This window comes from Streptomyces poonensis (assembly GCF_014650915.1).
Classification (GTDB): Bacteria; Actinomycetota; Actinomycetes; order Streptomycetales; family Streptomycetaceae; genus Streptomyces; species Streptomyces poonensis.
The window spans coordinates 139,855-163,498 of the sequence record NZ_BMVW01000013.1; the positions used below are offsets into that span (position 1 = coordinate 139,855).

Annotated in this window: 13 protein-coding genes and 1 pseudogene; 7 read left to right on the top strand and 7 right to left on the bottom strand. The window is 69.7% G+C overall.

Annotated features, from left to right (window positions below):
• Positions 1 to 32: 32 nt before the first annotated feature.
• The gene (drmD, locus tag IE242_RS27090; RefSeq protein WP_189863738.1) at positions 33 to 3,260 is read left to right on the top strand and encodes a DISARM system SNF2-like helicase DrmD; all 3,228 of its coding nucleotides are present in this window, start codon (positions 33 to 35) and stop codon (positions 3,258 to 3,260) included.
• Entirely contained in the window at positions 3,257 to 7,597 is a 4,341-nt protein-coding gene (locus IE242_RS27095; RefSeq protein ID WP_189863740.1) for an Eco57I restriction-modification methylase domain-containing protein, read from the top strand. Before drmD ends, IE242_RS27095 begins: the two co-directional genes overlap by 4 nt.
• 134 nt (positions 7,598 to 7,731) lie before the next feature.
• Here the strand turns inward: IE242_RS27095 and IE242_RS38020 are convergent.
• Positions 7,732 to 7,896: pseudogene (locus IE242_RS38020) on the bottom strand (Scr1 family TA system antitoxin-like transcriptional regulator); the annotation flags it as partial.
• A 752-nt stretch (positions 7,897 to 8,648) separates the two neighbouring features.
• On the opposite strand from IE242_RS38020, the gene IE242_RS27100 reads away from it, so the two are divergent.
• The 3 genes from IE242_RS27100 to IE242_RS27110 all read left to right on the top strand — a co-directional run bounded on the left by IE242_RS27100 (position 8,649) and on the right by IE242_RS27110 (position 11,559).
• Complete coding sequence (locus IE242_RS27100) at positions 8,649 to 10,469, top strand: PDDEXK family nuclease (RefSeq protein ID WP_189863742.1); 1,821 nt, start codon at positions 8,649 to 8,651, stop codon at positions 10,467 to 10,469.
• Positions 10,470 to 10,728: 259 nt separating this feature from the next.
• Positions 10,729 to 11,058: a deoxyxylulose-5-phosphate synthase gene (locus tag IE242_RS27105; protein WP_189863743.1), complete on the top strand. Its 330-nt coding sequence runs from the start codon at positions 10,729 to 10,731 to the stop codon at positions 11,056 to 11,058.
• 117 nt (positions 11,059 to 11,175) lie between these two features.
• A complete protein-coding gene (locus IE242_RS27110) occupies positions 11,176 to 11,559 on the top strand; it encodes a DUF6980 family protein (RefSeq protein WP_229859480.1) in 384 nt (127 codons plus the stop codon).
• Between the two features lie 146 nt (positions 11,560 to 11,705).
• Here IE242_RS27110 and IE242_RS27115 read toward each other — a convergent pair whose 3' ends face one another.
• From IE242_RS27115 to IE242_RS27125, 3 genes are all read right to left on the bottom strand, one after another.
• Positions 11,706 to 12,233 (bottom strand): DinB family protein, encoded by a 528-nt coding sequence (locus IE242_RS27115; protein WP_229859483.1) that lies wholly within the window; start codon positions 12,231 to 12,233, stop codon positions 11,706 to 11,708.
• Positions 12,234 to 12,337: 104 nt separating this feature from the next.
• Positions 12,338 to 13,438: a DNA polymerase III subunit beta family protein gene (locus IE242_RS27120; RefSeq protein ID WP_189863746.1), complete on the bottom strand. Its 1,101-nt coding sequence runs from the start codon at positions 13,436 to 13,438 to the stop codon at positions 12,338 to 12,340.
• A 107-nt stretch (positions 13,439 to 13,545) separates the two neighbouring features.
• The gene (locus IE242_RS27125; RefSeq protein ID WP_189863748.1) at positions 13,546 to 15,237 is read right to left on the bottom strand and encodes a serine/threonine-protein kinase; all 1,692 of its coding nucleotides are present in this window, start codon (positions 15,235 to 15,237) and stop codon (positions 13,546 to 13,548) included.
• 167 nt (positions 15,238 to 15,404) lie between these two features.
• Between IE242_RS27125 and IE242_RS27130 the strand changes: the two genes are divergently transcribed.
• Positions 15,405 to 15,557, top strand: a complete 153-nt coding sequence (locus tag IE242_RS27130; protein ID WP_189863750.1) for a hypothetical protein — start codon at positions 15,405 to 15,407, stop codon at positions 15,555 to 15,557.
• Between the two features lie 260 nt (positions 15,558 to 15,817).
• Here the strand turns inward: IE242_RS27130 and IE242_RS27135 are convergent, their stop codons facing one another.
• From IE242_RS27135 to IE242_RS27140, 3 genes are all read right to left on the bottom strand, one after another.
• Entirely contained in the window at positions 15,818 to 16,501 is a 684-nt protein-coding gene (locus IE242_RS27135; RefSeq protein WP_189863752.1) for an EcsC family protein, read from the bottom strand.
• A gap of 348 nt (positions 16,502 to 16,849) precedes the next feature.
• Complete coding sequence (locus tag IE242_RS38640) at positions 16,850 to 16,972, bottom strand: hypothetical protein (RefSeq protein ID WP_268249495.1); 123 nt, start codon at positions 16,970 to 16,972, stop codon at positions 16,850 to 16,852.
• A gap of 19 nt (positions 16,973 to 16,991) precedes the next feature.
• A complete protein-coding gene (locus IE242_RS27140) occupies positions 16,992 to 17,177 on the bottom strand; it encodes a DUF3761 domain-containing protein (RefSeq protein WP_229859485.1) in 186 nt (61 codons plus the stop codon).
• A 440-nt stretch (positions 17,178 to 17,617) separates the two neighbouring features.
• On the opposite strand from IE242_RS27140, the gene IE242_RS27145 reads away from it, so the two are divergent.
• The gene (locus IE242_RS27145; RefSeq protein WP_373299592.1) at positions 17,618 to 23,602 is read left to right on the top strand and encodes a PDDEXK-like endonuclease domain-containing protein; all 5,985 of its coding nucleotides are present in this window, start codon (positions 17,618 to 17,620) and stop codon (positions 23,600 to 23,602) included.
• Positions 23,603 to 23,644: the final 42 nt, after the last annotated feature.

The window sequence follows — 23,644 nt, forward strand, 5'->3', positions numbered from 1 at the left end:
CGGCGCGGGAGAGACCGAGGGGAACAGCGTCCATGACGTCGGCAGTTCAGCGCGGCACCGAGCGGACGACGGGGGCCGAGCGGCTCCCCGAGGAAGGCAACCTGGTCGAAGTACGCGGCCAGTCCTGGGTGGTGGCCCGAGTCGATGCGTCGAGCGGAGCGAACCGCAGCGCCACCCTCGTCCACCTCCAGTCCGTCGCCGACGGCCGCTTCGGCGACACCCTCTCCGTCATCTGGGAGGTCGAACCCGGCCGCCGCGTACTGCCCGCGGGCTCGCTGCCGGACGCCTCCAACGGCTCGTACGACTCCCCGAACCGCCTGGCCGCGTTCCTCGACGCGGTCCGCTGGTCCGCCGTGGCCTCGGCCGACGCGAAGACGCTCCAGGCACCTTTCCGTTCAGGCGTCGCAGTCGAGCCGTACCAGTTGGAGCCGGTCTCGCGCGCCGTAGGTGCCCCCCGCGTCAACCTCCTCCTCGCCGACGACGTCGGCCTCGGCAAGACCATCGAGGCCGGACTCGTCGTCCAGGAACTGATCCTCAGAGGCAGAGCCCGCCGCACCATGGTCGTCTGCCCGGCGGGCCTGACCCTCAAGTGGCGTGACGAGATGGCGGAGAAGTTCGGCCTGGAGTTCACCATCGTCGACTCCGAGCACTGCGCCCGCCTGCGCCGCACCCACGGCACGGCCGCCAACCCCTTCCGCGTCCACCCGCTCACCATCGTCTCCCTGCCCTGGCTGCGCGGCCAGAAGGCCCAGCGCCTCCTCGACGAGGTCATCGGCGCCCCCGAAGAGAGCCCCGACGGCGAGCACAAGCGCTTCTTCGACCTCCTCGTCCTCGACGAGGCCCACCACGTCGCACCCGCCGCGCCCAAGCAGGTGTACGCCGTCGACTCCCAGCAGACGAGGCTGATCCGGCGCCTCGTCCCGCACTTCGAGCACCGCCTCTTCCTCTCCGCCACCCCGCACAACGGCTACCCGGAGTCGTACACCGCGCTCCTGGAACTCATCGACGACCAGCGCTTCGCCCGCGGCGTCGACCCCGACAAGGAAGCCCTCAAGGACACGGTCGTACGGCGCCTGAAGTCCACCGTCACCAACGCCGACGGCACGCCCCGCTTCCGTACCCGCAAGACCCTCGAACTCCCCGTGGACTACACGCCGCAGGAGCGCGGGATCCATGAGCTGCTCGGCTCGTTCGCGGAGCTGCGCCGCAAGAAGCTGACGCCGAAGGCCCGGGGCGGACGCCGCGCCGCCGACCTGGTGACCCTCCTCCTGAAGAAACGACTCTTCTCCTCTCCGGCGGCCTTCCTCCACACCGTGCAGGTGTACCTGTCCCACCTGGAGGACACGGGCCCGGCGCGTGGCGGCGGTCGTACGGCCGCCGCCGAGGTCCCCGAGTGGCTGGAGGAGTTCGCCGACCTCGTCGCCGACCTCGACGACACGGGTCTCGTGGACGCGGAGGACGACGCCCTGACCCGCTCCACCTCGCTCACTCCCGCGGAGGACGGCGAGGAACTGGACCTGCTGCGGCACATGGAGCGCTGGGCCCTCACGCACGAGGCCGCACCGGACTCCAAGGCCGAGGCGTTCATCCGCGAACTGAAGGCCGTCTGCCGCCCGAACGGCAAGAAGTGGACCGACGACCGGGTCGTCGTCTTCACCGAGTACCGCGACACCCAGGAGTGGCTGTACGACCTCCTCCAGCAGGAGGAACTGACCGACGGCGGCCGCGTCGAACGCCTCCACGGCGGTCTGTCGGCCGAGGAACGCGAACGCATCCGCCTCGGCTTCCAGGCCGATCCGTCGCTGGACGAGGGCAGGGTCCGCATCCTGCTGGCCACCGACGCCGCCGGCGAGGGCATCGACCTCCAGAACCACTGCCACCGCCTGATCAACTACGACATCCCCTTCAACCCCAACAAGCTCGAACAGCGAATAGGCCGTATCGACCGCTGGGGCCAGAAGCAGGACCCGGAGATCACCCACTTCATCGGCGCGGGCTGGCAGCAGGCCCAGGCCGGCTCCTACGAGGCGGACCTCGAATTCCTCTCCCGGGTGGCCAAGAAGGTCGCGCGCATGGAGCACGACCTCGGCTCCGTCAACGCGGTCCTCGCGGACGCCGTACAGCGCCGTATGACGGGCGACACGGCACCGGTGGACATCGAGAACGCGAAGCCGCGCCCGATCAAGGGCCGCCGCACCGGCGGCGAGGTGGCACCGGAGCAGAACGTCACCGCACAGACGAGGCGACTGGCCGACCAGTACGAGGACACGGTCGCGGCCCTCGGCCTGACACCGGGGAACGTGAAGCGGGTCGTCGAAACGGCTCTGGCCCTGGACCACCAGCCCGCGCTGGTCCCCGCGCACCGCGAAGGCTTCGCGCCGGGCGACCTGTTCGACGTACAGCCCCTGTCGGGGAGCTGGGAGCGCGCGACCCGGGGCCTCGCCCACAAGCTCCGCGAAGGCGAGCAGCGCCCGATCACTTTCGCCCCGTCGGTCGCGGCGCGGGCGCGCGACGACGTGGTTCTGGCGCACCTGAAGCACCCACTCGTCGCACTGTCGACGAGGCTGCTCACCGCGGCCGTCTGGAACGCGGACTCGGTGGGCCTGAGCCGAGTGACGGCCGTCGTCTCCGACGACCCGGCGGTGACGACGACCCTGGTCTCGGCCTACGCGCGCTACGTCCTGGTCGGCACGGACGGCACCCGTCTGCACGAGGAGGTCCTGTACGCGGGCGGCTGGTTCGGCGACACGGGCCGCTTCCGCCGCTGGGAGTCGGTGAACGAGCAGGGCCGGGTCCTCTCCCGGGCACTCACCGAGGGGACGGAGGCGGCCCCCCACATGCGGCAGGAGCTGACGGAGGCCTGGCCGAGGCTCCGCGACCCCCTGTACAGGTCGCTGGAGGCCCGCGCCGCCGAACTGGGCCGCCAGTTGGAAGGCCGCCTCGCCGACCGCCGGGCGGAGGAGGAGCGCCGCATCACGGCGACCCTCGACCGCTTCGAGGCGACGCTGCGCGCCAAGCTCAAGGAGGAGGGCGACGCCGAGGGCGAACAACTCGCCCTCCTGACCACCCACGAGCTGACCGGCCACGAACGCCGCCAGTTCGAGGACGACCGCCGCCGCTGGCAGGAACGTTTCGAGGGCTTGCCCGCCGAGCGCGAGCGCGAGCTCGCCGCCATCGCCGCCCGCTACCGCGAGCCCCGTTCCCACCTCTTCCCCGCCGCCGTCGTCTTCGTCGTCCCCGCAAAGGAAGCCCGCCGATGAGCCCCCGTCGCACCATGAGCCGTGGAGTAGCCGCCGCCAAGGCCCAGGCCGCCGACGGCCGGAGACAGCACCAGGAGTGGCTGGACCTCACCGAGGTCTCCGGCCCGTTCTTGACGATGCCCGTGCTGCTGCGGGCCTGGCCCCAGCTCGACGCCCTGGAGAAGGACGAGCGCGCCCGGCTGCGCGCCCGCCACGCCGACTGGCAGACGGACACGACTGCGGGGCGGGACGAGTGGGTGGCGTATGTCCTGAGCCGGCTGCTGGGCTGGAACGACGCCCTGACGCTCCGCATGGGCGACTCCGAGCACGACGGCCTGGACCGCCTGACCCTGCGGGTGGCGGAGCACAACACGGAGGTCCGCGCCGACTTCGCGCTGGTCGAGCCGGGGACCGAGCTGGCCGCCGAGCCGAGCGTCGAGTCGGCCGCCAAGCGGGTGCGGGTGCTCGGCATGACGGTGCCCGCGGGTACGGCGCCCACGGCGCGGGCCGGTGGTGGCGGTGACTGGGCGGCGGCTCCGGCTGACCGGCTGGCGCGTCTGCTGCGGCATCACGGGGTGCCGCTGGGATTGGTGACGGACGGCCGGTGGTGGTGCCTGGTGTGGGCGCCGCTGGGTGGTGTGACGACGACGGCGGTCTTCGACTCGATTGGCTGGAACGAGGCCGCCGAGCGCAATGTGGTTCGTGCGTTTGTGTCGCTGCTGCGGCGCAGGCGGTTCTTCGAGTACGACGAGCCCGAGACGCTGGTCGGCCTGCTGAGGGACAGCCTGGCGGCGGGGGAGGACGTCACCGAGGCGCTGGGCGTCCAGGTCCGGCAGGCGGTCGAACTGCTGGTCGACGCCATCGGACGGGCTGATGTCCGCGCTGTGGAGAGCGGCGCCGCCGGTCTGCACGCGTCCGGGGTGAGCGCGGGTGAGGTCTACCGCGGCGCCGTCGCGGTCATGATGCGCATCGTCTTCCTGCTCTTCGCGGAGGAACGGGGCCTGCTGCCGGCGGACAACGAGGTGTACGCCAAGTCGTACTCGGCCCGCTTCCTGCGCGACGAGCTGAAGGCACGCGCGGACGAGGAGGGCGAGACGTCGCTGGAGCACACGACGTCGGCGTGGCACCGCCTGATAGCCCTCTTCCACGCGGTCCACGGGGGAGTGGACCACCCGGGCTCCGGCTTCCGCCTGCCCGCGTACGACGGCTCGATCTTCGACCCCGAGAAGTACCCGTGGCTGGAGCTCACGACTCCGCTGTTGCCGATAGACGACCGCACGGTGCTGCACATGCTCCAGGCCGTGCAGGAGGTCCGCGTCGGCAAGGGCAAGGACCGCGAGGTCCGCACGCTCAGCTTCCGCGCGCTGGACGTCGAGCAGATCGGCTACGTGTACGAGGGCCTGCTGTCGTACGACGGGCGGCGTGCGACCGAGGACATGGCGGGGCTCATTGGCCCGGAGGGGCTTGAGCACGAGGTCGCGCTGCGGGAGCTTGAGGGGCTGGCGGCGAAGGCGGCCACGTCGTCACCGAGCGCGTCGGTGAAGGCGCTGGCCAAGGCCATCCACGAGAAGTGGAAGGACCCGAAGCCGCCGGCGACGGCGGGTCAGTTGGAGAAGAAGCTCGCTCCGCTCCCGGCCGAGGACGCGGCGGAGGCGCGGCGCCGGCTGAACGCGGTGACGAAGGACGCGGCACTGACGGAGCGGCTGCTGCCGTTCGTCGGCATCCTGCGGGACGACCTGCGGGGCCTGCCGACGGTGATCCCGAACGGCGCGCTGTACGTCACGGAGTCGTCGCTGCGGAAGAACACGGGGACGCACTACACGCCCCGCTTCCTGGCCGAGGAGGTCGTGCTGCACGCGCTGGAGCCCCTGGTGTACGAGCCGGGGCCGCTCCAGACGGCGGACACGACGGAGTGGCGCCTCAAGTCGGCGGACCAGATCCTGGACCTGAAGGTCGCGGACATCGCGATGGGTTCGGCGGCGTTCCTGGTGGCGGCCTGCCGTTACCTCGGTGACCGCCTGATCGAGGCCTGGGAGAACGAGGGCCGCGTGGACGCGATGGTGTACCGGGCGGGGCGGGCGGTGGACGCCGTGACGGCGGCCGACGCCGAACAGGACCCGGTCGTGGTCGAGGCCCGGCGCCAGATCATCGAGCACTGCCTGTACGGGGTGGACATCAACCCCATGGCGGTGGAGATGGCGAAGTTGTCGCTGTGGCTGGTGTCGATGGACCCGGAGCGGCCGTTCACGTTTCTGGACGACCGGTTGGTGGCGGGGGACTCGCTGCTGGGTGTGCACACCATGGAGCAGATCCAGACGGTGCACATGAAGCCGGAGCGACAGGGCGACATCCTTGCGGAGCAGGCTCGGGAGTTGGTGGACCAGCTGACACGGGAACGTCTGGCGATCACTGCGATCAAGGGCGTGGACCTGCCGGCGCTTCAGCGGAAGAGGGAGCGGCTGGAGGAGGTCAATCGGCATTCGCGGCGGCTGCGGTTGGTGGGTGACCTGATCACGGGGGCGGCGCTGGCTACGTGTGCTTCGGGGCGGGTGCCTTGGTATGAGCAGGAGGGCGGTGAGCGGATCAGAGATCTGTTCCCGCGGGCTGCGTGGATCGTCCAGCGGATCATGGAAGACGGGGTCGGGGACGACTCGGAGATGGTGCGCGAGGCTCAAGCCACGGCGGAGGAGTGGTTGGGGGCGGAACTGCCTGATGAGGCGCTGGAGCGCCGGCCGGTTCATTGGCCGTTGGTGTTCCCGGAGGTCTTCTCTCTGCGAGGTGGATTCGACGCGATCGTGGGGAACCCACCGTTTCTGGGCGGAAGCAAGATCACCGGAGTCCTCGGAGAGGACTATCGGGAATACCTGGTCGAGTACTTGGCGAATCAGCGGCGAGGAAAGGCCGACCTCGTCGCGTACTTCGAGCTCCGGGCGCACACCCTGCTGCACTCTCATGGCCAGAGCGGGCTGATTGCCACCAATACCCTGGCCCAAGGGGACACCCGCGAAGTGGGACTGGACCAGCTGCAGAGTGCCGGGTTCTGTATCCGACGGGCCATCAAGAGCGCACCGTGGCCATCTTCTGCTGCGCTCGAATATTGCGCTGTCTGGACTAGCAAGGCCCGTGTAGGCCCCGCATCGGCGAAGGTTCTCGGAGGGGCGTCTATGCCCAACGGAATCAATACCTCCCTGAACCCGGAGACGCGTGAACTGTCCTGGGGCGAGAGGCTTTCGGGCGCTTCCGAATTGTGTTTCGGTGGTTGCAAGCCCGACAGTCTTGGCTTCACCCTACCGAAGGCCGAGGCGCTGAGGTGGATCGCCGAGGACCCGAAGTACGCTGATGTCCTCTTCCCGTATCTCAACGGTCAGGACGTCAGTAATGACCCCAGACATTCCTCGGATCGATGGATTGTGAACTTCAGGGAGTGGAGCGAGGACGAGGCCCGCCGCTATGAGCGCGCGTACGCCAAGGTACTCGCCGACGTGAAGCCGGACTGTGAGCAGAAGAATGCGAAGTCTTATGCCGGGCTGATGGAACGATGGTGGCAGTACTGGCGGCCACGTGGCGAGATGACGCGCGCCCTGCGTGGCCTCGAGCAGTGCGTTGTCATCACCGTCGTGAGCAAGGCGGTGATGCCGGTTTTGGTCAGCACCGACCAGGTCTTCTCCCATCGTTTGGCTGTCTTCGCGTCCGCGGACCCGGCGATGCTCGCCCTGCTGAGTAGCGCTGCCCACTATTGGTGGACCATCGACCGCACCTCCACGCTGGAAACGCGGATCAACTACAGTCCGACCGATGTCTTCGAAACGCTCGTACGTCCGCCGTTCACCGAGCGGCTTCGGGCTGCGGGCCACCGGCTCGACGAATACCGCCGGGACATGATGCTCGCCCGCGACATGGGCTTGACCGACACCTACAACCTGGTCCACGACCCCGACTGCCGGGACGAGGACATCATCGAGTTGCGCCGCATCCATGTGGAGATCGACAGGGCCACCGTCGAGGCGTACGGCTGGCACGACCTCCTGGACGATTCCGGCCAGACTGCGGCTGCCGACCCGACCCACGAGACGTTCCCGCTCGATCACGATTTCTATGAGACTGACCAAGGCACGCGCTACTCAATCGGCCTCCTCGCCCGAACCGAGATCATCGACCGTCTCCGCCAGTTGAATCACCAGGCATATGCCGACGAGGTTCAGCTCGGTCTGCACAAGGGCGTGACAGAGAAGAAAGCACGAGAGAAGCACCCCGACTTGCCCCCGCCGTCCTCCGAGGCCATCCGGAAGCACAAGGAGCAGTCTGCCGTGCGAGGTGGGTCGCATTTCGGTGAAGGCACTGAGGGTGCTCTGTTTTGAGTCGCCAGCATGACAACGGGCTCGTTCACGTCATCCCGAGTGATGTGAAGGAGCCCGCTGTTCTGCTCAGGGACTGCGTTCAGTCCTACTCCACCGCGAGCGCCATGAACGCCGCCCACTCGCCCCGGCCGACTCGCAGCACAGGCCCGCGCGAAGACGGCACGCGCGTACGCCTCGGTCTGCAACAGCCCCGGCACCAGCAACGGTTCGTACGAGAAGCGGCTCACGACCTCCGCCTCGATGAGCGCGAAGTTACGGAATAACCGCGGCAATTCCGCCCGGTCGACCTCGTCCTGGAGCTTCCGCCACTCACGACGACCGGGTGAACCAGCAAGCGACCACCCCCGAATCGCCCGCTGCCATCACCGAGTTCAGCGTACGGCTCAGCAGTACCAGACGCGGCGCCCGACTAGCGCGCACGCTCGCCGTGCAACAGCTCGCCGAGTGGTGCGGCGTACCGCATGACCCCGACACCGCCCAGACGGTAGCCCTCGTCACAGCCGAGCTGGCGTCCAACGCCATCACCCCCGGCCATCTACCCGGCCGGGACTTCTGCCTGACGCTGCTTCTCCTGCCTCACGCGTTCCGTATCGAGGTGACTGACACCCGCCCGGAGCACACGCCAGCACACCAACCCGCACCCACCCCAACCACAGCCCGCCGCCGACGCCACATCGGGCCGCGGCCTGCTTCTCGTCGGGGCGTACGCACACCGCTGGGGCTGTACCGCCCGCGATGCGTACACCAAGACCGTGCGGGCGGAGGTGCTGCTCCGCCCTTGGGCGCGTAACTGCGGGACTCGTGCGGATTTCTGTCAGGGATGAAGCTGCCGATGTGGTGTGAGGTCAACCTGCGAGATCGCGGTGTAACTGACCCACCTCTGTGGCGCTCGACGGGGTGCGCACGGCACTGACAGTGGTGCGTGCCAGCAATGGTGAGCGCTCAACTCCTGCGGCGTGGAGACTGTACGAGGGAACCCCTGGTGAAATCCTTGTAATGTCCAATGACTACACTTCCTTCATTACACATTCACTTGCGATGGAGGGGCGTTGTGGCTGTGTTCGACCAGGCCGACACCACGGCAGAAGAAGAGATGTCGGACAGTGGGATGCGGCCCGACGTGCCTCCCACTCCGCGCCCGGTGCCCGACTGGCAGGCGGCGGAACGCAACGCGCTCGCGTGGGTCAGGTGGCTCGGCTTTCCGCAGGCGGAGCCGACCCGCGATGGCTCCGACGCGGGACTGGACATAGCCGGCCCCGGAATATACGGCCAGGTGAAGTTCCATGGGAAGGCGATCCCGCCTAACCTGATACAGCAACTTTTCGGGGCGCGTGGCTTGAACGATGGCGAGATGCTCTTCTTCGCCAATTCTGGGTACACCGCTGCGGCGATCACTACCGCAGACCGGTTGAATGTCGGCTGCTTCACCTACTCTCCCGCGGACGGAATGATTGCGCCCGCGAACCGCTACGCGGCCGAACTGATGGAACGTGCGATGTCCCCGGAAGCCGAGGAAGAGCGCGAAATGCGGGCTGAGGAGGAGAGGCGGAAGAAGGAAAAGAAGAAGCAGAAGAAACTGGCCAAGAAGCAGAAGAAGATTCAGCGGATCACCGAAGCCGGCGAAATGGTGATGAGCGAGGTGGCGAGTAAAGCCGCCACCGTTGCAGCGGTCGCCGACCCCGGGTTGTCAAGCGATGAGCGGCGCAAGCTCCTGGCGGACCTGGACAAGGAACAGTTGGATCTGCTGGTGGCCTGCCTGCTGATCCGTGACGGATTCAACCCCTCGCGCTCCCGAACGATAATGGCCGACGGATTCCAGGGAGTGACCGCCTATTGGGCGAAGCACCCCGACATCGAGGTTCTCGAAACGGAGAGCGGCGAAAGGTTCGAGCCACTCTCGGTGACGTGTTTGAGTGCCTCCATCGGTCAGGAGGAGGCTTTGCGAGAGCTGCTCGAACTTTACGACGAAGACCTGTGGCGGAAGCTTCACACTCATGACGGTGTGGTCGTCCCCATGGCAGGGGGATGGCTCGCTCCAGGGGCGCCCATGCCGCACTTCAAGGTTGAGGTCGATGCGACTCTGCTCCGTTTCACCGGGGAGACGGAGTACACGACAGTGGACCTCTCCGTGTACGGGAACAGGCTCATGGTCACCACGCTCCCGCTCGACAGCGCAACCCGCGCCCGGATTGCGCAGCAGCCATGCGTGTACCTTGTTGATCTGGACATGCTCGACTGGTGGTGCCGTGAGAGGTTGTCGCTGGACATCGAGTACGAGTCGGTGCCGTCGCCCGGGACGAAGACCGTCGGCCGCATCACCGGCTTGGGATTCAAGCCCCTGCCGGACGACTCGTCGTGGCGCCTTGCACTGGGGGCGCGGCAGATCGTCGCCGCGGAACTGGACGAGGACTCGTTCGGCCAGTACCTGTGCGCGCTGCTGGTCCGGGACGGATTCACGGTGATGTCCCACCTCCCCGGTGGTTCACGTGGGACTTTCATGGTGCAGCTGCCGGAGTCGACGTCCGCCTCAGAGCTCTTCGGCGTGGTCAGCTATAGCAAGACCTATCTCATGGATCGCGCCAACATGGCGGATCCGGAGTATGTCGACAGGGCCGCGCGCGACCACATCACAGAGATCTCGGAACTGTCAGACAGTCTGTCCGGGGTGGGCGAGATCTTCAGCCTGTGGATGCACGTCGCCGACAGCGCGATCCCCTCGCACATACGTGACGAGATGGGCATGCCGGAGGGTGTCATGCTGCTGGAGGCCGGGGGGCTCGCCGCGTGGGCCGAGATGTGTCTGCAGGTGACCGTCGACGTCATCGGTGATGGCAAGGGGAAAATCGATCTGCAGCTGGTGCCCGTGGCGTGATCGCCTCCGGGTGACGAGAACGGGCGTGCGAGCCGAGCCGCATCGCGATCAAGCCCGGCGACCGAGAGAGCCGACCCGAATTGACGCGCAAGTGGTGCCGCTTGCCCTGGGTGACGAGGTGCCGCCCAAGCGCGCGGCATGGGAAGGCACGATGCGGCCGGGGTTAAGCCGCCAGCCGGCCACCGGTCTTCGAGCAAATCGGTGGCCGGGGCGGTGAAAACTCGTCGAGTTCCGCGCGGACGATGCCTAACCTGGCCACATGCCAGCCGGGAAAACCTCCTTCGTCTGCCTGCCCTGCCGGGCCTCGTACAAGCAGCCCTACGACAGGGACAGGCCGAACCGGACCTGTCCCCGCTGCGCGAAGCCGCTGATCCATGCGGGGTCGGCCTTCGCCGCGCCCCCGCGGCGGGACACCGAGGCATGGAGGGTGCTGTCCGTCCTGCTGCACGCGGGCGTCGGCTTCCACAAGAGCTGCTGCGGTGGGCCTGGATGGCGCCCGCGCACCCTGCGGGAGGTCCGCGAGCGGATGACGTACGCCCGCCGTACCGGGGAACCCATTGCCAGAGCGCTTGTCCGCTTCAATGTGTAGGGGAGCGCACCACACCGGCTACTCCCACTCGCCGGCGCGTGGGAGTAGCCGTGACCTGCAAACACAGGTCGTGATCCGGTCGTCGTGCCTATGCGTTGATCGCGAGACACTCCTACCGTGACCCGCCACTGCTGCACCGCGATGACGAACCAGGCCGACTGGCACTGTGACCAGCACGATGCACCCTTCGACTGTCCCGAGGCCCTGGTCCACTTCAACGCCCACTTCCAGGAGTACGGGCTGATCGTTCACGACGGTGGTGCATCGAGCATCGGGATCGACTTCTGCCCCTGGTGCGGACAGCGGCTGCCCGAGTCGCAGCGGGACCGGTGGTTCGACGAGCTGGAGACCCGTGGGATCGACCCGTGGGAGGACGACATCCCCGACGAGTTCCAGGATGCGCGCCGGCTCAGCTCGACGCCGTGGCCGCGCAAGGGACAACAGGTAGTCCCTCGAACCACGTCCACAAGCACGTCCGGATCAGGCCCAGCGGGCTCCTAGTGCTCCAGTGCGCCTTCGTGTTCCATGAGCCGGGGGAAGCCCCGAGAGTCGTCGGTAGTGGCTGCGTCGGGTGATTAATTGATGCCCTCTGTGCCGGCCCGACCAGTTCGGTGGCTCGCCGCGGAGCTCGAAGCCGGACTCGGATTTCAGGTCAGGACCAGCCAGCGGCGGCCGTCGATGAGTTCTCGGGCTGCGTCGAGGTGGCCGGCATGGCACGCGGTCTCGGTGATGACATGCAGCAGGACGTCGCGCAGGGTGTGCAGGTGCGGTTCACCGAACAGGTCGCGGGGCCACCAGGCCAATGCGGCGTCGGTGGGGGTCGCGGTGATGACGGCATCGGCAAGTGCTGCCTCCTTCCGGTATCGGTCGAGTACGTCGACGGCCGGCACGTCCGGGGCGACCTTCCACGCTTCGTCGCCGCTGGTCAGGTTGCGGATGACTTCCTTGTCCCCGGCGACGACCGCGCGGAACCAGAACCGTTCCACATCCAGCGCGAGGTGTTGGACCAGCCCCAGACAGTGCCATCCGGAGGGCAGCACGGGCCGTCGCAGATCCTTCGCGTCGAGCCCGTCGAGGATGCCGAGGACGTGGCGGCGCTGCCCGCCCAGGACGTTGAGAAGCGCACTGACCTCACTGCCCGAAGGTGTTTCGCTCAAGTTTTCGATCACGGTCACCCAGGATGCCCGAATACCTGCGTGGGCGCGGGAGGTTCGGACCAATGCACCGTTTCTCGCAGGGATCACACGAGCGGGGCCGGCCGGACAGCGAGGGTGATCGTCTAGCTCTCCAGGCGCACCGGCATGAGGATCGAGAAGGTCCCCTCCTCGTCGGGCCGACGGACCGCAAGGGGCGCCGTGGGATCGCCGAACTCCAGGACGAGCCGGTTCCGGGCCCCGGCGGCCAGTGCGTGCAGCAGGAACTCGCGGTTCACGGCGACCGGCGTGCCCTCGTCGACACCGTCCCCGTCCCCCGAGACGCTCACCGTGCCGTCGTCCGTCACCCTCAGCACGGTGAGGTCGTACGACACGCCGTCCTGCCCATCCTGTTCGCGCGCCTCGCTCTTGCGGACAGGACCGGTCCTCACCGCCTCCTCGAAGCTCGGCACATCGACGAGGACGCGGCGTCCGGCCGGCAGGTGGACGAGGCGGCGGTAGTCGGGGAAGTCGTGGCCGAGGCACTGGCCGGCCGCCTGGCGGTCGCCGGTGTCCAGCGTCACCCGGTCACCGTCCACGGCGAGCCGGGCGGGTTCCTCGCCGCTCAGCAGCGCCCGCATCGCGTCGACCAGCGGGACGGGGACGATGACCTGCGTACGGGGTCCTCCGCCGTGCCCGGTGACAGCGACCCGTGAGACAGCCATCCGGTAGCGGTCGGTGGCCACGACGTGCAGGGTCTCTCCCTCGATGTCGAACAGCACGCCGCCGAGCATCGGCAGCTCAGGGTCGGTACTGGCGGCGAAACGGACCGCGTCCAGGGCGGCGGCCAACTCGGACGAGAGGGCGGTCGATCGGACGGTGGCGCTGCGGATGGACGTCATGGGGTTCTCCCTGTGTGCGAGAAGGGCTCGGAGCGTGGAGAACTCGCCGCGGGCATCGGACAGTCCGCGTTCGAGACGGCGCAGATGCGCTTCGAGCAGTTGGTGCACCAGGTCGGTGTCCGCGCTCGACCAGCCCGCCAGTACGAGCCGGATGTCCGCCAAGGGCATGCCGGCCCGGCGCAACCGCGCCAGCAGGCGGGCCTCTTCGAGCTGCTCGGGGCTGTACCACCGGTAGCCGCTCACCGGGTCCACCCAGGCCGGGACCAGCACACCGGCACGGTCGTAGAACCGCAGGGCGCTCACGCCCAGTCCGCTGTCCCGGGCCATCTCGCCAATGCTGCGCATCTCGCTCTCCACGCCCTGGACTCTGGGCCCTGTACCAAGTCGAGGGTCAAGCCGGCCCGCGATGCAGGGGAGGTACGGGTGGGCCCCTGCCTGGCGCGGACGGCGTTTCAGCCGGGGCAGTCGGCCTCTGTGGTGGCCGTGCCCGAGCGGACCATCAGGTACCCCGACGCTCCTATCTCCGCCACGGCGTAACGGGTGTACGGCCAGGCGCTCCCCGAGCTCGCCCGCTGGCTCACCAGAGCCCGGCAGGCCTCACCGGCGGCCAGGTCCCCCCACGTCTCGACCTCTTCCCAGTTCCACTCCAGGTAGCTCGACCACACGTACATCGCCGAGTCCGCCGGGTCGAAGCCGATGGCGATGTCGTTGTGGTCGAGCGTGCGGTCGGTGCCGAGTGTGCCGCGCATGTCGTTCGTCTGCTCGATGATGTCCTTTGCGGCGCGGTCCGCGACCTGGATCTCGGTGTCGTCGGAGCTGGGGTTCATCGCCTCCGCGAGACCGGCCTCGTCCGGCTCCCAGTCCTGGTCCGTGTCCCCGCCCTGGCCGGGATCCGAGCTCTGGCCGGGATCCGAGTCCTCGCTGCTGCCCGCGTCCGGGCCGGTGTCGTTGCCGACGGGCTGCTCCTCCTCCTTCAGGCTCCCCTCCGTAGCGCTCGCGGACGGAGCCTCGGGCGAGGGGGAGAGTGTGGTCGAGGCCGTGGGCTTGTCGTCCTTGGAGTCGTCGGGCAGCAGGGCCACCACGCCCCCGGCCAGACCGCCGATGACGGCTGCCGCAAGGACCACGGCACCCGCCAGCCGCCGTCTCGAACGGCGCGGAGGCGTATTGGGGAGGCCGGGAGAACCAGGAGGACCGGAAAGCTCGGGCAGACTCCATGCCGGATCGCTCTCGGGCGGTACGTCCCAGACGGCCGTGACCATGTCCACGACCGTGGCCGGTGCCGCGTTCCCACCCAGCACCTGGGTGGTCTGGGAGGCCAGCAGTTCCGCGCACTGCCGGGCGGCCTCGGCGGCCGAAGGGCGATCCTCCGGCTCCTTGGACAGCGCCTTCTCCACGATCGGCCGCAGTGGACCGGGTACGCCGTCCAGGTCCGGCTCACCGGACATCACGCGGACCGCGACCGCGTAGGAGGCGTCGTCCCCGAAGGGCATCCGGCCCGTGGCCGCGTACGCCACGAGTGCTCCCCAGGCGAACATGTCGCTCGCGGGGCCGGCGCTCCCGTCGCGGTACTGCTCGGGGCTGATCCACCCCGGGGTACCGGATATGGCTCCGGTGCGGGTGATGCTGGTCGCGTCGGCGGCGTGGGCGATACCGAAGTCCAGGACGCGCGGGCAGGCGGGCGTGAGGATGACGTTCTGCGGTTTCACGTCCCGGTGCACCACGCCCGCGGCATGGATGTCGGTCAGGGCGTATGCGGTGGCGCTGGCGAGCGCGTACAGGCTGCCCTCGGTGAGCGGTCCGTGCGTGCCCACGTGCTGCTTCAGTGTCGGGCCGGGGACGTAGGCGGTGGCCAGCCAGGGGGCGTCGGCCTCGGTGTCGGCGGTGAGCAGCGGTACCACGTACGGGCCGGTGACGCGGGAGGACAGTTGCACCTCCCGCCTGAAACGAGCCCTGAACTCCGGCTCCTCGGCCTGCGCGGGATGGATCACCTTCACCGCCACGCGCGACCCGTCGGAGGCGACGCCGGCGTGGACGATTCCCATGCCCCCGGTGCCGAGACGGCCGGCGATCCGGTACGGGCCTATGTGGGAGGGGTCGCCGGGACGAGCCGGCTGGACCCTTCCGGCGGAGCCGTTGTCACTCACAGATGGTTCCCTCGTTGCGCGGCCATGGACCGTGTTCGGCGCGGCCCAGCTTATGCGTGACAAGTGGTCAATGAGGTGAGGGGGGTTGAGCTGCCATCAGAGGTTGGTGTGCGCAGGCGGACGGTCCAGTGGTCAAGGCGGCGTGTTCCTGGGTGAACAGCGGGGCCATGAAGCGCAGGCAGAGCACGAAGCAGTCGGCGAAGCCCGCCCAGGCCGCTCCCTCGAAGAAGAAGGTGAAGGGCACCCTGAGGGAAGCACGCCCCACTCCCGGGTTCGAGGGCGCCGGGCGGAAGAAGGCCAAGGCCAAGAAGTGCGGGTGAGCGGCGTACGTCAGGGGTGGAGGCCACAGCCCGGCCGGGCTGTGGCCTCCACCCCTGACGCCCCTGTAGTCCCTTGCCGTCAGGCCCTCCGCGTCAGATCCAGCGCAGCCGTGTGCACGAACCAGTCCAGCACCTCGCAGATCCCGTCTCCGTGATAGGCGAAGAGCTGCACCGGGAACGACGAGCATGAGCCGGGGGTGCCTCCGCGGGGCGTCCCCCACCCGGGTCCCGGTCACAGCGGGCTCAACGGTGCCGGCCGCTCACTGAGCGTCGGCGACCTCGACGTTGTCGTCGGAACCGAGCGGCGGGAACGCCTTCTTCGCGACACGAGCGACGACCCCTGTGAAGGCCGCATCCACAGTCCCGCCGACGACACCGCCGACGACGGGAACCAGCTTGGTCAGGGTGATCAGAGAACGCTTCGTGCCGTACTTCGCCACGAGCATGAAGCCGGCCTTCTTGTTGATCGCTCTGACCACTTCGATGGGGATTCGTCTGATCGCAGTCTCAGTCAACTTCTGGGAGACCTTCACTCCGAATTGCGCAAGCACAGCATTCGGCTGTCCGCCGGCAACCGTGATCAGGACGGCGTTCCGCACGAGCTCGTCCCGAAGGTCCCAGCCGCGCAGGTGGGCGATCGCGCCGACCAGCCTGGCGTTGAGAATGGCCTGACCGGTGATGTTGGCCGGGAGCGTCACCGGAAGCGTGATCAGGCCTCCGAGGCCCGTCACGAAGCCGGCGGTACCCACCATCACGGTCGTCTCACTGATGATCCGGCGAATCGCCTTCTCCGGGTCCTCGTACGAGGCAGCGCGCGCCTCGGCGTACGTGCGCGAGCCGGAGAGGGGACCGACACCTTCGTCGACCACCTTCATCAGCTGCTCGACCAGGGCCGTTCCCACCTTCTCGAGCGCGTTCAGCTTCTCGTCGGGTTCGTCCGTCATTCGTGTCCCCCCAGGGTCCGTACGGTGAGTAGTGGTGTAACTCTCGGGGCGTCGAGCGTCAGTTGGGACTGGCGCGTCTCCCGGGAAGAGCACCGTGAAGCAGAGTAAGCGTTCGAACAGGTCCGCCGACGAGGGCCCGTCAGGCCGGGCCGTCGCGGCCGTCGTGCTCGCTGAACTCCTTCTCCTCCTCGGCCGGCGCCGTTCTTGCGGAGCCCACGGCACCCACCGCGTAGCGGCCGTTGGCGAGCCGGTCGTCGGCTTTCTTGATGACGGCCGGAGGAGCAGTTGATGCGCTGTGGGATGTCGGCTGCCGACTTGGTGCCCGCCGTCTCTTCGAAGTCGCGTGGATCAGAAGAACTTACGGGTCTTCGGGTCGACCTTGCCGAGGGAGACGGCGAGGAACATCAGGTCGAGCATGCCCATGCACATCCACAGCATCTTGCGGACGGCGTAGACGGTGAGGCCGATCATTGCTTTCCTCTCAGCTTTCTCAGGAGGGCAGGTTCTGCAGCCACTGAGCGACGCCGCCGTGGTGGGAGCACGTGCCCCGGTGGTGCTGGGAGTAGCTGTAAGTCCCGTCGACGCACAGCGCGCTGGCTCCCGCGGCCGCTCCGCTGTCACTGCCGGAGTCGCTGTCCGTGCTGCCGCCCCCGCTGCGGTGGGCGACTGGGCGCACACTTCCCAGTTGCGGTGCGACGCGGTCTTCTGATGTCGGCCATTCGGCCCCCCTGTTGTTTGCTGCTGCACGCTCCCCTGCGTGCATGAACCCGCCGACGGCCGGCCGGCACTGACGCCCCCTCAGTGACAGCGAGCACGTCGGTGCGGGCAACAGCGTGCACGAAGCTTGTGAACATAGTCAACCGGATCGGCCCGCGGGCGAGGTCGTCGGCGTTCGGTGCGGCGTCATCTGTGGCGGTTCCGTGATGGGGTGCCGGTTGATGTTGCTGATACGCTCGGTTCGTGTGCTCAGTTCACACCCAAGGTGGCGCGCCGGGGGGTGCGTTGGTGCCGCGCCGGGTGTGACCGGGGCGGGGATTTCACCAAGTGGCCACCAAGTGGCCCTCAGCAGCAGTGGGGTGGCGTGTGAGCCAGCGCGACAGTGGCTTGAGCGACGGCATGCAGCCGGTCGGTTCCGTCTACCGGTACGACGACGGGCTGCAGGTCCGGGTCGACGACGTCGCGCCGTACGAACTCGTCGACGCCGAGGACTCGTACGGGCACCGGAAGGGCGACGACCTCGTGCGGTGCACCCTGTACCTGAGCAACGGCACCGGTCGGGCCATCGACCTCGACGGAGTCGATGCGCTGGTGCGCAGCGGGCCGTACGGGAAGACGGGGCGCCAGGTGCAGGACTACCAGAGCGACGTGCTCGACGAGGCGCTCGACGGCACCCTGCGTGCGGGGCGCAGCGTCTCGGTGACCTGGGCCTACAGCATTCCGGCCGGTACCGCGGGTGAGCTGGACGTGGAGGTGCGGTTCCCCGGCGACCACGAGCGGGAGAGCGTCACCTTCACCACGGCTGTGGCCGCCGGCCCGTCCGCCGTCGTGGACTCCGGCGTGGCGACCGCCGGTACGACGCCGGCGTGGCTCGCGGATCAGGCCGCGCTCTTCGGTGACCAGCAGGAGTCCTTGTTCGCGGGCGCAGGCTCGGAGACCCCGGGCGCCGGCCCGTCGGTCCTGGACGGCCACGGCGGAGCCGCCGGCCCGACCGGATCCCGTGTCCCGGGTGCGGCGCCGCTCGACGCCGTGCCGGCGCAGCCGGCCGCCTCCGGGCGGCAGGCCGCACCCGTACGGACGCCTGAGCCGTTCGCCGCCGCCGAGGACGGGACCGACGACGGGACCGACGCCACCCGCGTCCGCCAGATCTTCCGCTTCCTCGCCGAGGCCGAGGAGTCCAAGACCCGGCCCGTACGCACCCTCGACGGCGCGGCCGGCGTCGTGTGGTTCGAGGAGCTGCCCGACGACCCCGGGGTCGAGGTGATGCTCGACGGGGCGCTCGCCGGCGACGAGCCGGCGTGGCTGACCGTCGCCCGTCCCGAGCGCGAGGACGCCCCGCACCCCAAGCCCCTGCTCGCGCCCTGGGTGGACGAGACCCGCATCCGGGACTTCAGGCAGACCCACGCCCCGCACCTGCGCCGGCGGATCGAGCCGGAGTTCCCGGACTGGTCCCGGGGCATCCCGCTGGAGAAGAGCTACCACGAGCTGGACGAGCACCCGAAGCGGGAGAAGATCGAGAAGCAGTACGCCGATTGGCGGGAGGAGTGGCTCGCCTGGGCGGAGCGGCGCCGTGCGATCGATCCCCTGGTCAGGCTGTACGACCGGCTGCACAAGATGCACGAGGACGCGGCGAATCTCGGTGAGGCGTTCGAGCTCGTCCTCGGGTTCGGGCGGCTGACCTGGCAGACGACCGCCAGGCAGCGCGTGGAGCGGCACCTCGTCACCCACCGGGCCACCGTTCAGCTCGACCCGTCCACGGGCACGCTCACCGTCGCCCCGGACCCGACCGGCACCGGTCTGGAGCTGGAGGAGGGCATGCTGGAGGGCGCCCAGCACGTGCCCGGTGCCGTGCGGGAGGGGATCGTCCGGGTGCTGGAGGGTGCCTCGGACGTGACGGACCCCGAGCACCTCGACGCCCTGCACGAGGCCCTGCGGAGCTGGGTGAACTCCGCGCACAGCGCCGGGAGTTACGCGCCCGGTGTCGAGCGGGTCAAGCCGCGGTCCCTCGACGTGCCGCAGGTGGGGCTCACGCCCGCGCTCGTCCTGCGGGAGCGCAGCCGGCGGTCGACGATGGACGCGCTGAAGGCCATCGCACGGCAGATCGACGCGGGTACCCCGCCGACCGAGCTGCTCGGTTACATCGCGGGCCGCGACGGGGCGCTGACCGCCGCCGACCTCGCGGCGGCCGAGGGCGACGGGACCGAGGACGACTCCGGCGAGATGTACTTCGCGCTGCCCGCCAACGAGGAGCAGCGCACCATCGCCGAACGCCTGCGCGCCAACCGGCTCGTCGTCGTGCAGGGCCCGCCCGGCACCGGCAAGACGCACACCATCGCCAACCTGGTCACCGATCTGCTCGCGCAGGGCAAGCGGGTCCTCATCACCAGCCACACCCCGCGCGCGCTGCGCGTGCTGCGGGACAAGCTGCCCGAGTCCATCCGTGACCTGTGCGTGAGCCGGACCGAGGACGGCGCGGCCGCGCAGCGCGAGCTCGAGGCGTCCGTGCAGCGGATCCTGAGCGAGTACTCCGGGTACGACCCGAAGGCGTCGCAGCAGGAGATCCGTACCCTTCAGGGGCGGCTGGCCGGGGCCCGGTCCGCCCAGCAGGCCATGCTGCGCGACCTCGCCGCACTGCGCGAGCTGGAGACCAAGCGCTTCGAGGCGGAGATCGGGGACTACAGCGGCAGCCTCCAGGAGATCGCCGAGCGGCTCACCGGGGAGGCGGAGCGGTACGAGTGGCTCGGCCCGGTGCCGGGGGAGCAGCCCACTCTGAGTGCCGACGAGGCCCTGCGGCTGCTGCGGACCACCCGTGCCTTCACCCCGCACCACCAGGCCCTGGCCGCCGACGTGCCCGGTCCCTCCGAGCTGCCGAGCCCCGGCGACTTCGAGGACGCCGTCGCCGTCGTACGGTCCGCGGAGGAGGCGCACGCGGCCGTGCGTCAGGACCTGCTGAGCGAGGAGTACGACGCCGCCGTGCGCGGGCTGGGCGAAGGTGAGCAGCAGCGGCTCTCCGCGGTGCTCGACGCGTTCGCCGCCGCCCGGGCGCGGGCCGCGTCCCTCGCCGGTCCGGCCGGGCCGTGGGCCGTGGCCCTCCTCAAGGAGGTGACCGAGGGACAGGACTGGCAGGCACGCAGCCGGCAGGCCGCCGTCACGGACGCCCTGGCCGCGGTCGACGCCTCGCTCGCCACGCTCGGCACCGCCATGGTCAGTGGCCTGGAGCAGTACGACCCGGCCACCGCGCTCGGCCAGGCCACCGCCCTGCACGACGGGCTCGGCCAGGGGCAGAAGCTGCGCGGGCCGCTCGGCATGCGTTCCAAGCTGGCCAAGGCCGTCGGGCCGTTCGTCGACGCCGTACGGGTGGACGGGCGGGCCCCGGAGGACGTCGGCACCGCCGGTGTCGTCCTCGCGCGCGTGCAGCTGGAGCTGCGCCTGGCGCAGATCGAGGCCGAGTGGGGGACGCCCGCCGGCGGGGCCTGGCAGGGGCACGGCCAGCGCGTCGCCCGGCTGCGGCAGGACGCCGCGGTGCTCGAAGCGCTCCTCGCCGTCGCCGCCGCCCGTACCGACGTGCTGACCGCCGCCGCCACCTCGCCGCAGCTCGCCGTCGCCACCTGGCACGAGCAGGCCGTCGAGAACGCCGTACGCGCCCTGCTGCGGGCCGCGACCACTCTGCGCGCCGCCGAGCAGTCCCGCAGGGTCATCGCGGAGACCGAGGAACTGCTGCGGGCCTGGAGCGACCGGCCGGGTGTCTCGCCCGCCGTCGAGCGCGCGCTCGACAGCGTGCGCCGTCAGGACCCCGACGGTTACCGGGAGTTCAGCCATGAGATGGCGGAGGTCCGGGAAGCCGCGCGGCTGCGGGCCGAGCAGCATGCGGCGCTCGCGCGCGTGGGCGAGGTGTTCCCGGCGCTCGCCGAGCGCATCACCGGCACTCCGGACGACTCCGCCTGGGACGCCCGGCTGCCGCTGCTCGCCGAGGCCTGGGCCTGGTCCGCGTGGCGCGACCGCATGGAGCGGCTCACCGACCCGCAGGCCGAGCGCGTCCTGCGGCAGCGGCTGACCGAGGCCGACGACGAGGCCCGCATCATGCTCGCCCGGCTGGCCGCCGCGCGCGCGTGGCACCGCTGCCTCGGGCTGCTCACCGGCGACCAGTCCCGGGCCCTCAGCGCGTACCAGCAGGCCGCCCGCCGGATCAAGGGCAAGTACCAGCACCGGTACCGGCGCGACGCCCAGGACGCGCTGCGCAAGGCGCAGACCGCGGTCCCGGCCTGGATCATGCCGCTGCACCAGGTCGCGGAGACCGTTCCGATGGACCGGCCCGGCATGTTCGACGTCGTCATCGTCGACGAGGCCAGCCAGTCCGGCCTGGAGGCCATGCTGCTGAGCTGGCTCGCCGACCGCATGGTCGTCGTCGGCGACAGCAAGCAGGTCAGCCCCTCCAACGTCGGCCTCAAGCAGGACGAGTACTTCCACCTGCGGGACCGGCTGCTCACCTCGCTCGAACCGGACGTCCGCAGCCTGTTCGGGCCCGAGTCCAGCTTCTTCGACCTCACGGAGGCGCTCTCCGCGGGCCGCGGCACCCTCATGCTGAAGGAGCACTTCCGGTGCATGCCGGAGATCATCTCCTTCTCCAACGAGCTCTGCTACAACGGCCGGCTCCAGCCGCTGCGGCAGTACGGCGCCGACCGGTTGCCCCCGGTCCGCACCGTGCACGTCGAGGACGGCGAGGCCCTCGGCACGAACACCCGGCTGGCCAACACCGCCGAGGCCGAGGCGCTCGTCGACGCGGTCGTGCGCTGCTGCGCCGACCCCGCGTACGACGGGAAGACCATGGGCGTCATCAGCCTCCGCGGCAGCAAGGGCCACCTGACGGAGCTGGAGAACCTGCTCGCCGAACGCCTCGACTACGAGCAGCGCGAGGAGCGGCGCATCCGGGTCGGCGACGCCGAGGACTTCCAGGGCGACGAACGCCACGTCATGTTCGTCTCCTGCGTCAACTCGGCCACCACCGCCGCCGGTACGGTGCCGGGCGGCTTCACCGGCAAGACGTACGAGCAGCGCCTCAACGTCGCCGCCTCCCGCGCCCAGGACCAGATCTGGGTGTTCCACAGCGCCCGCACCGAGCAGTTCCACGAGAACGACCTGCGACGCCAGTGGCTCGACCACCTCACCCGGCCCGCCGAGGAGGACACCGTCGCGGTCGAGGGCGAGGTGCTGCCCGACGTACGGCACGAGTCGTTCGACAGCCTGTTCCAGCAGCAGGTGTACCTGGAGCTGACGGCGCGCGGTTACCGGGTGCGGCCGGGGTACCGGGTCGGCCGCCACACCATCGACCTGGTCGTCGAGGGCGGGACGCGCAGGCTCGCGGTCGCCTGTGACGGCGACTCCTTCGCGGAGGGCGAGGACGCGTCCACGGCAGCCGCGCGCCAGCGTGACCTGGAGCGCGTCGACTGGACCTTCGTACGGATCCGCGGCAGCCGGTTCCACCTCGACCGGGAGCAGGCGCTGGCGCCCCTCTGGGGCGAGCTGGAGCGGCTGGGGATCGAGCCGGTCCGGGAGGACGACGCGAGGGGGCGGGAAGCGGGGGCTTCGGGCGACGAGGCGGCCCGTACGGTGATCGATCCCCGGACGGCCTACGGGGCGCCGGTCGGGGAGGTGACGTCCGACTCGGGGGACGTGGACGACGCAGAGGATCCGGAGGTCATGGATCCGTCCGGTCCCGAGGTCATGGATCCGTCCGGTTCCGAGGCCACGGATCCGTCCGATCCGGAGGTCATGGAGCCGTCCGATCCCGAGGTCATGGAGCCGTCCGACCCCGAGCCGGCTCAGCCGGCTCCCGCGAAGGACGAGGCCGCGGACCCCGTTGTGGCCCCGCGCACCGCGGAACCGACGGAGCCCGAGGTCCAGGAGCCGCCCCGCGCCTCCTCCACCTCCCTCCCGGTCCACGAGATCCCTGCCGCGGCCTTCCAGCGGCTGGTGCGGGAGATGCAGGAGCTGCAGGCCGCCGTCGACGCTCCCGACGAGATCCCCGACGGGGTGGACGCGGCGAACCTCGTCTTCCTCCGCAGGACACTGGCCGATCAGCGGGAGCGGCGGACCAAGCGCCTCAGTTTCCTGCGGACGTTCCTCGACGCCGTCCGCGTGAGCAAGGGGACGGCCGTACCGGAGGTCGTGCTGCCCGGAGCGCTGCTCGTCCTGGAGTTCGACGGGGAGGCCGACGAGGACACCCTGTACACGGTCGCCGAGCTCAGCACCGACACGGCGGACACGGTCTCCCCGTCGTCACCGCTGGGGCACGCGCTGATGTGGCAGCCGGTGGGACGAGAGATCTCCTACGACGCCTCCCAGGGGAGGAAGCGCACGGTCGTCGTACGGGAGATCCGGGTCTGACGGGTCGGCGGTCACCGGGCCCGGGTGTCACGGACGACGATC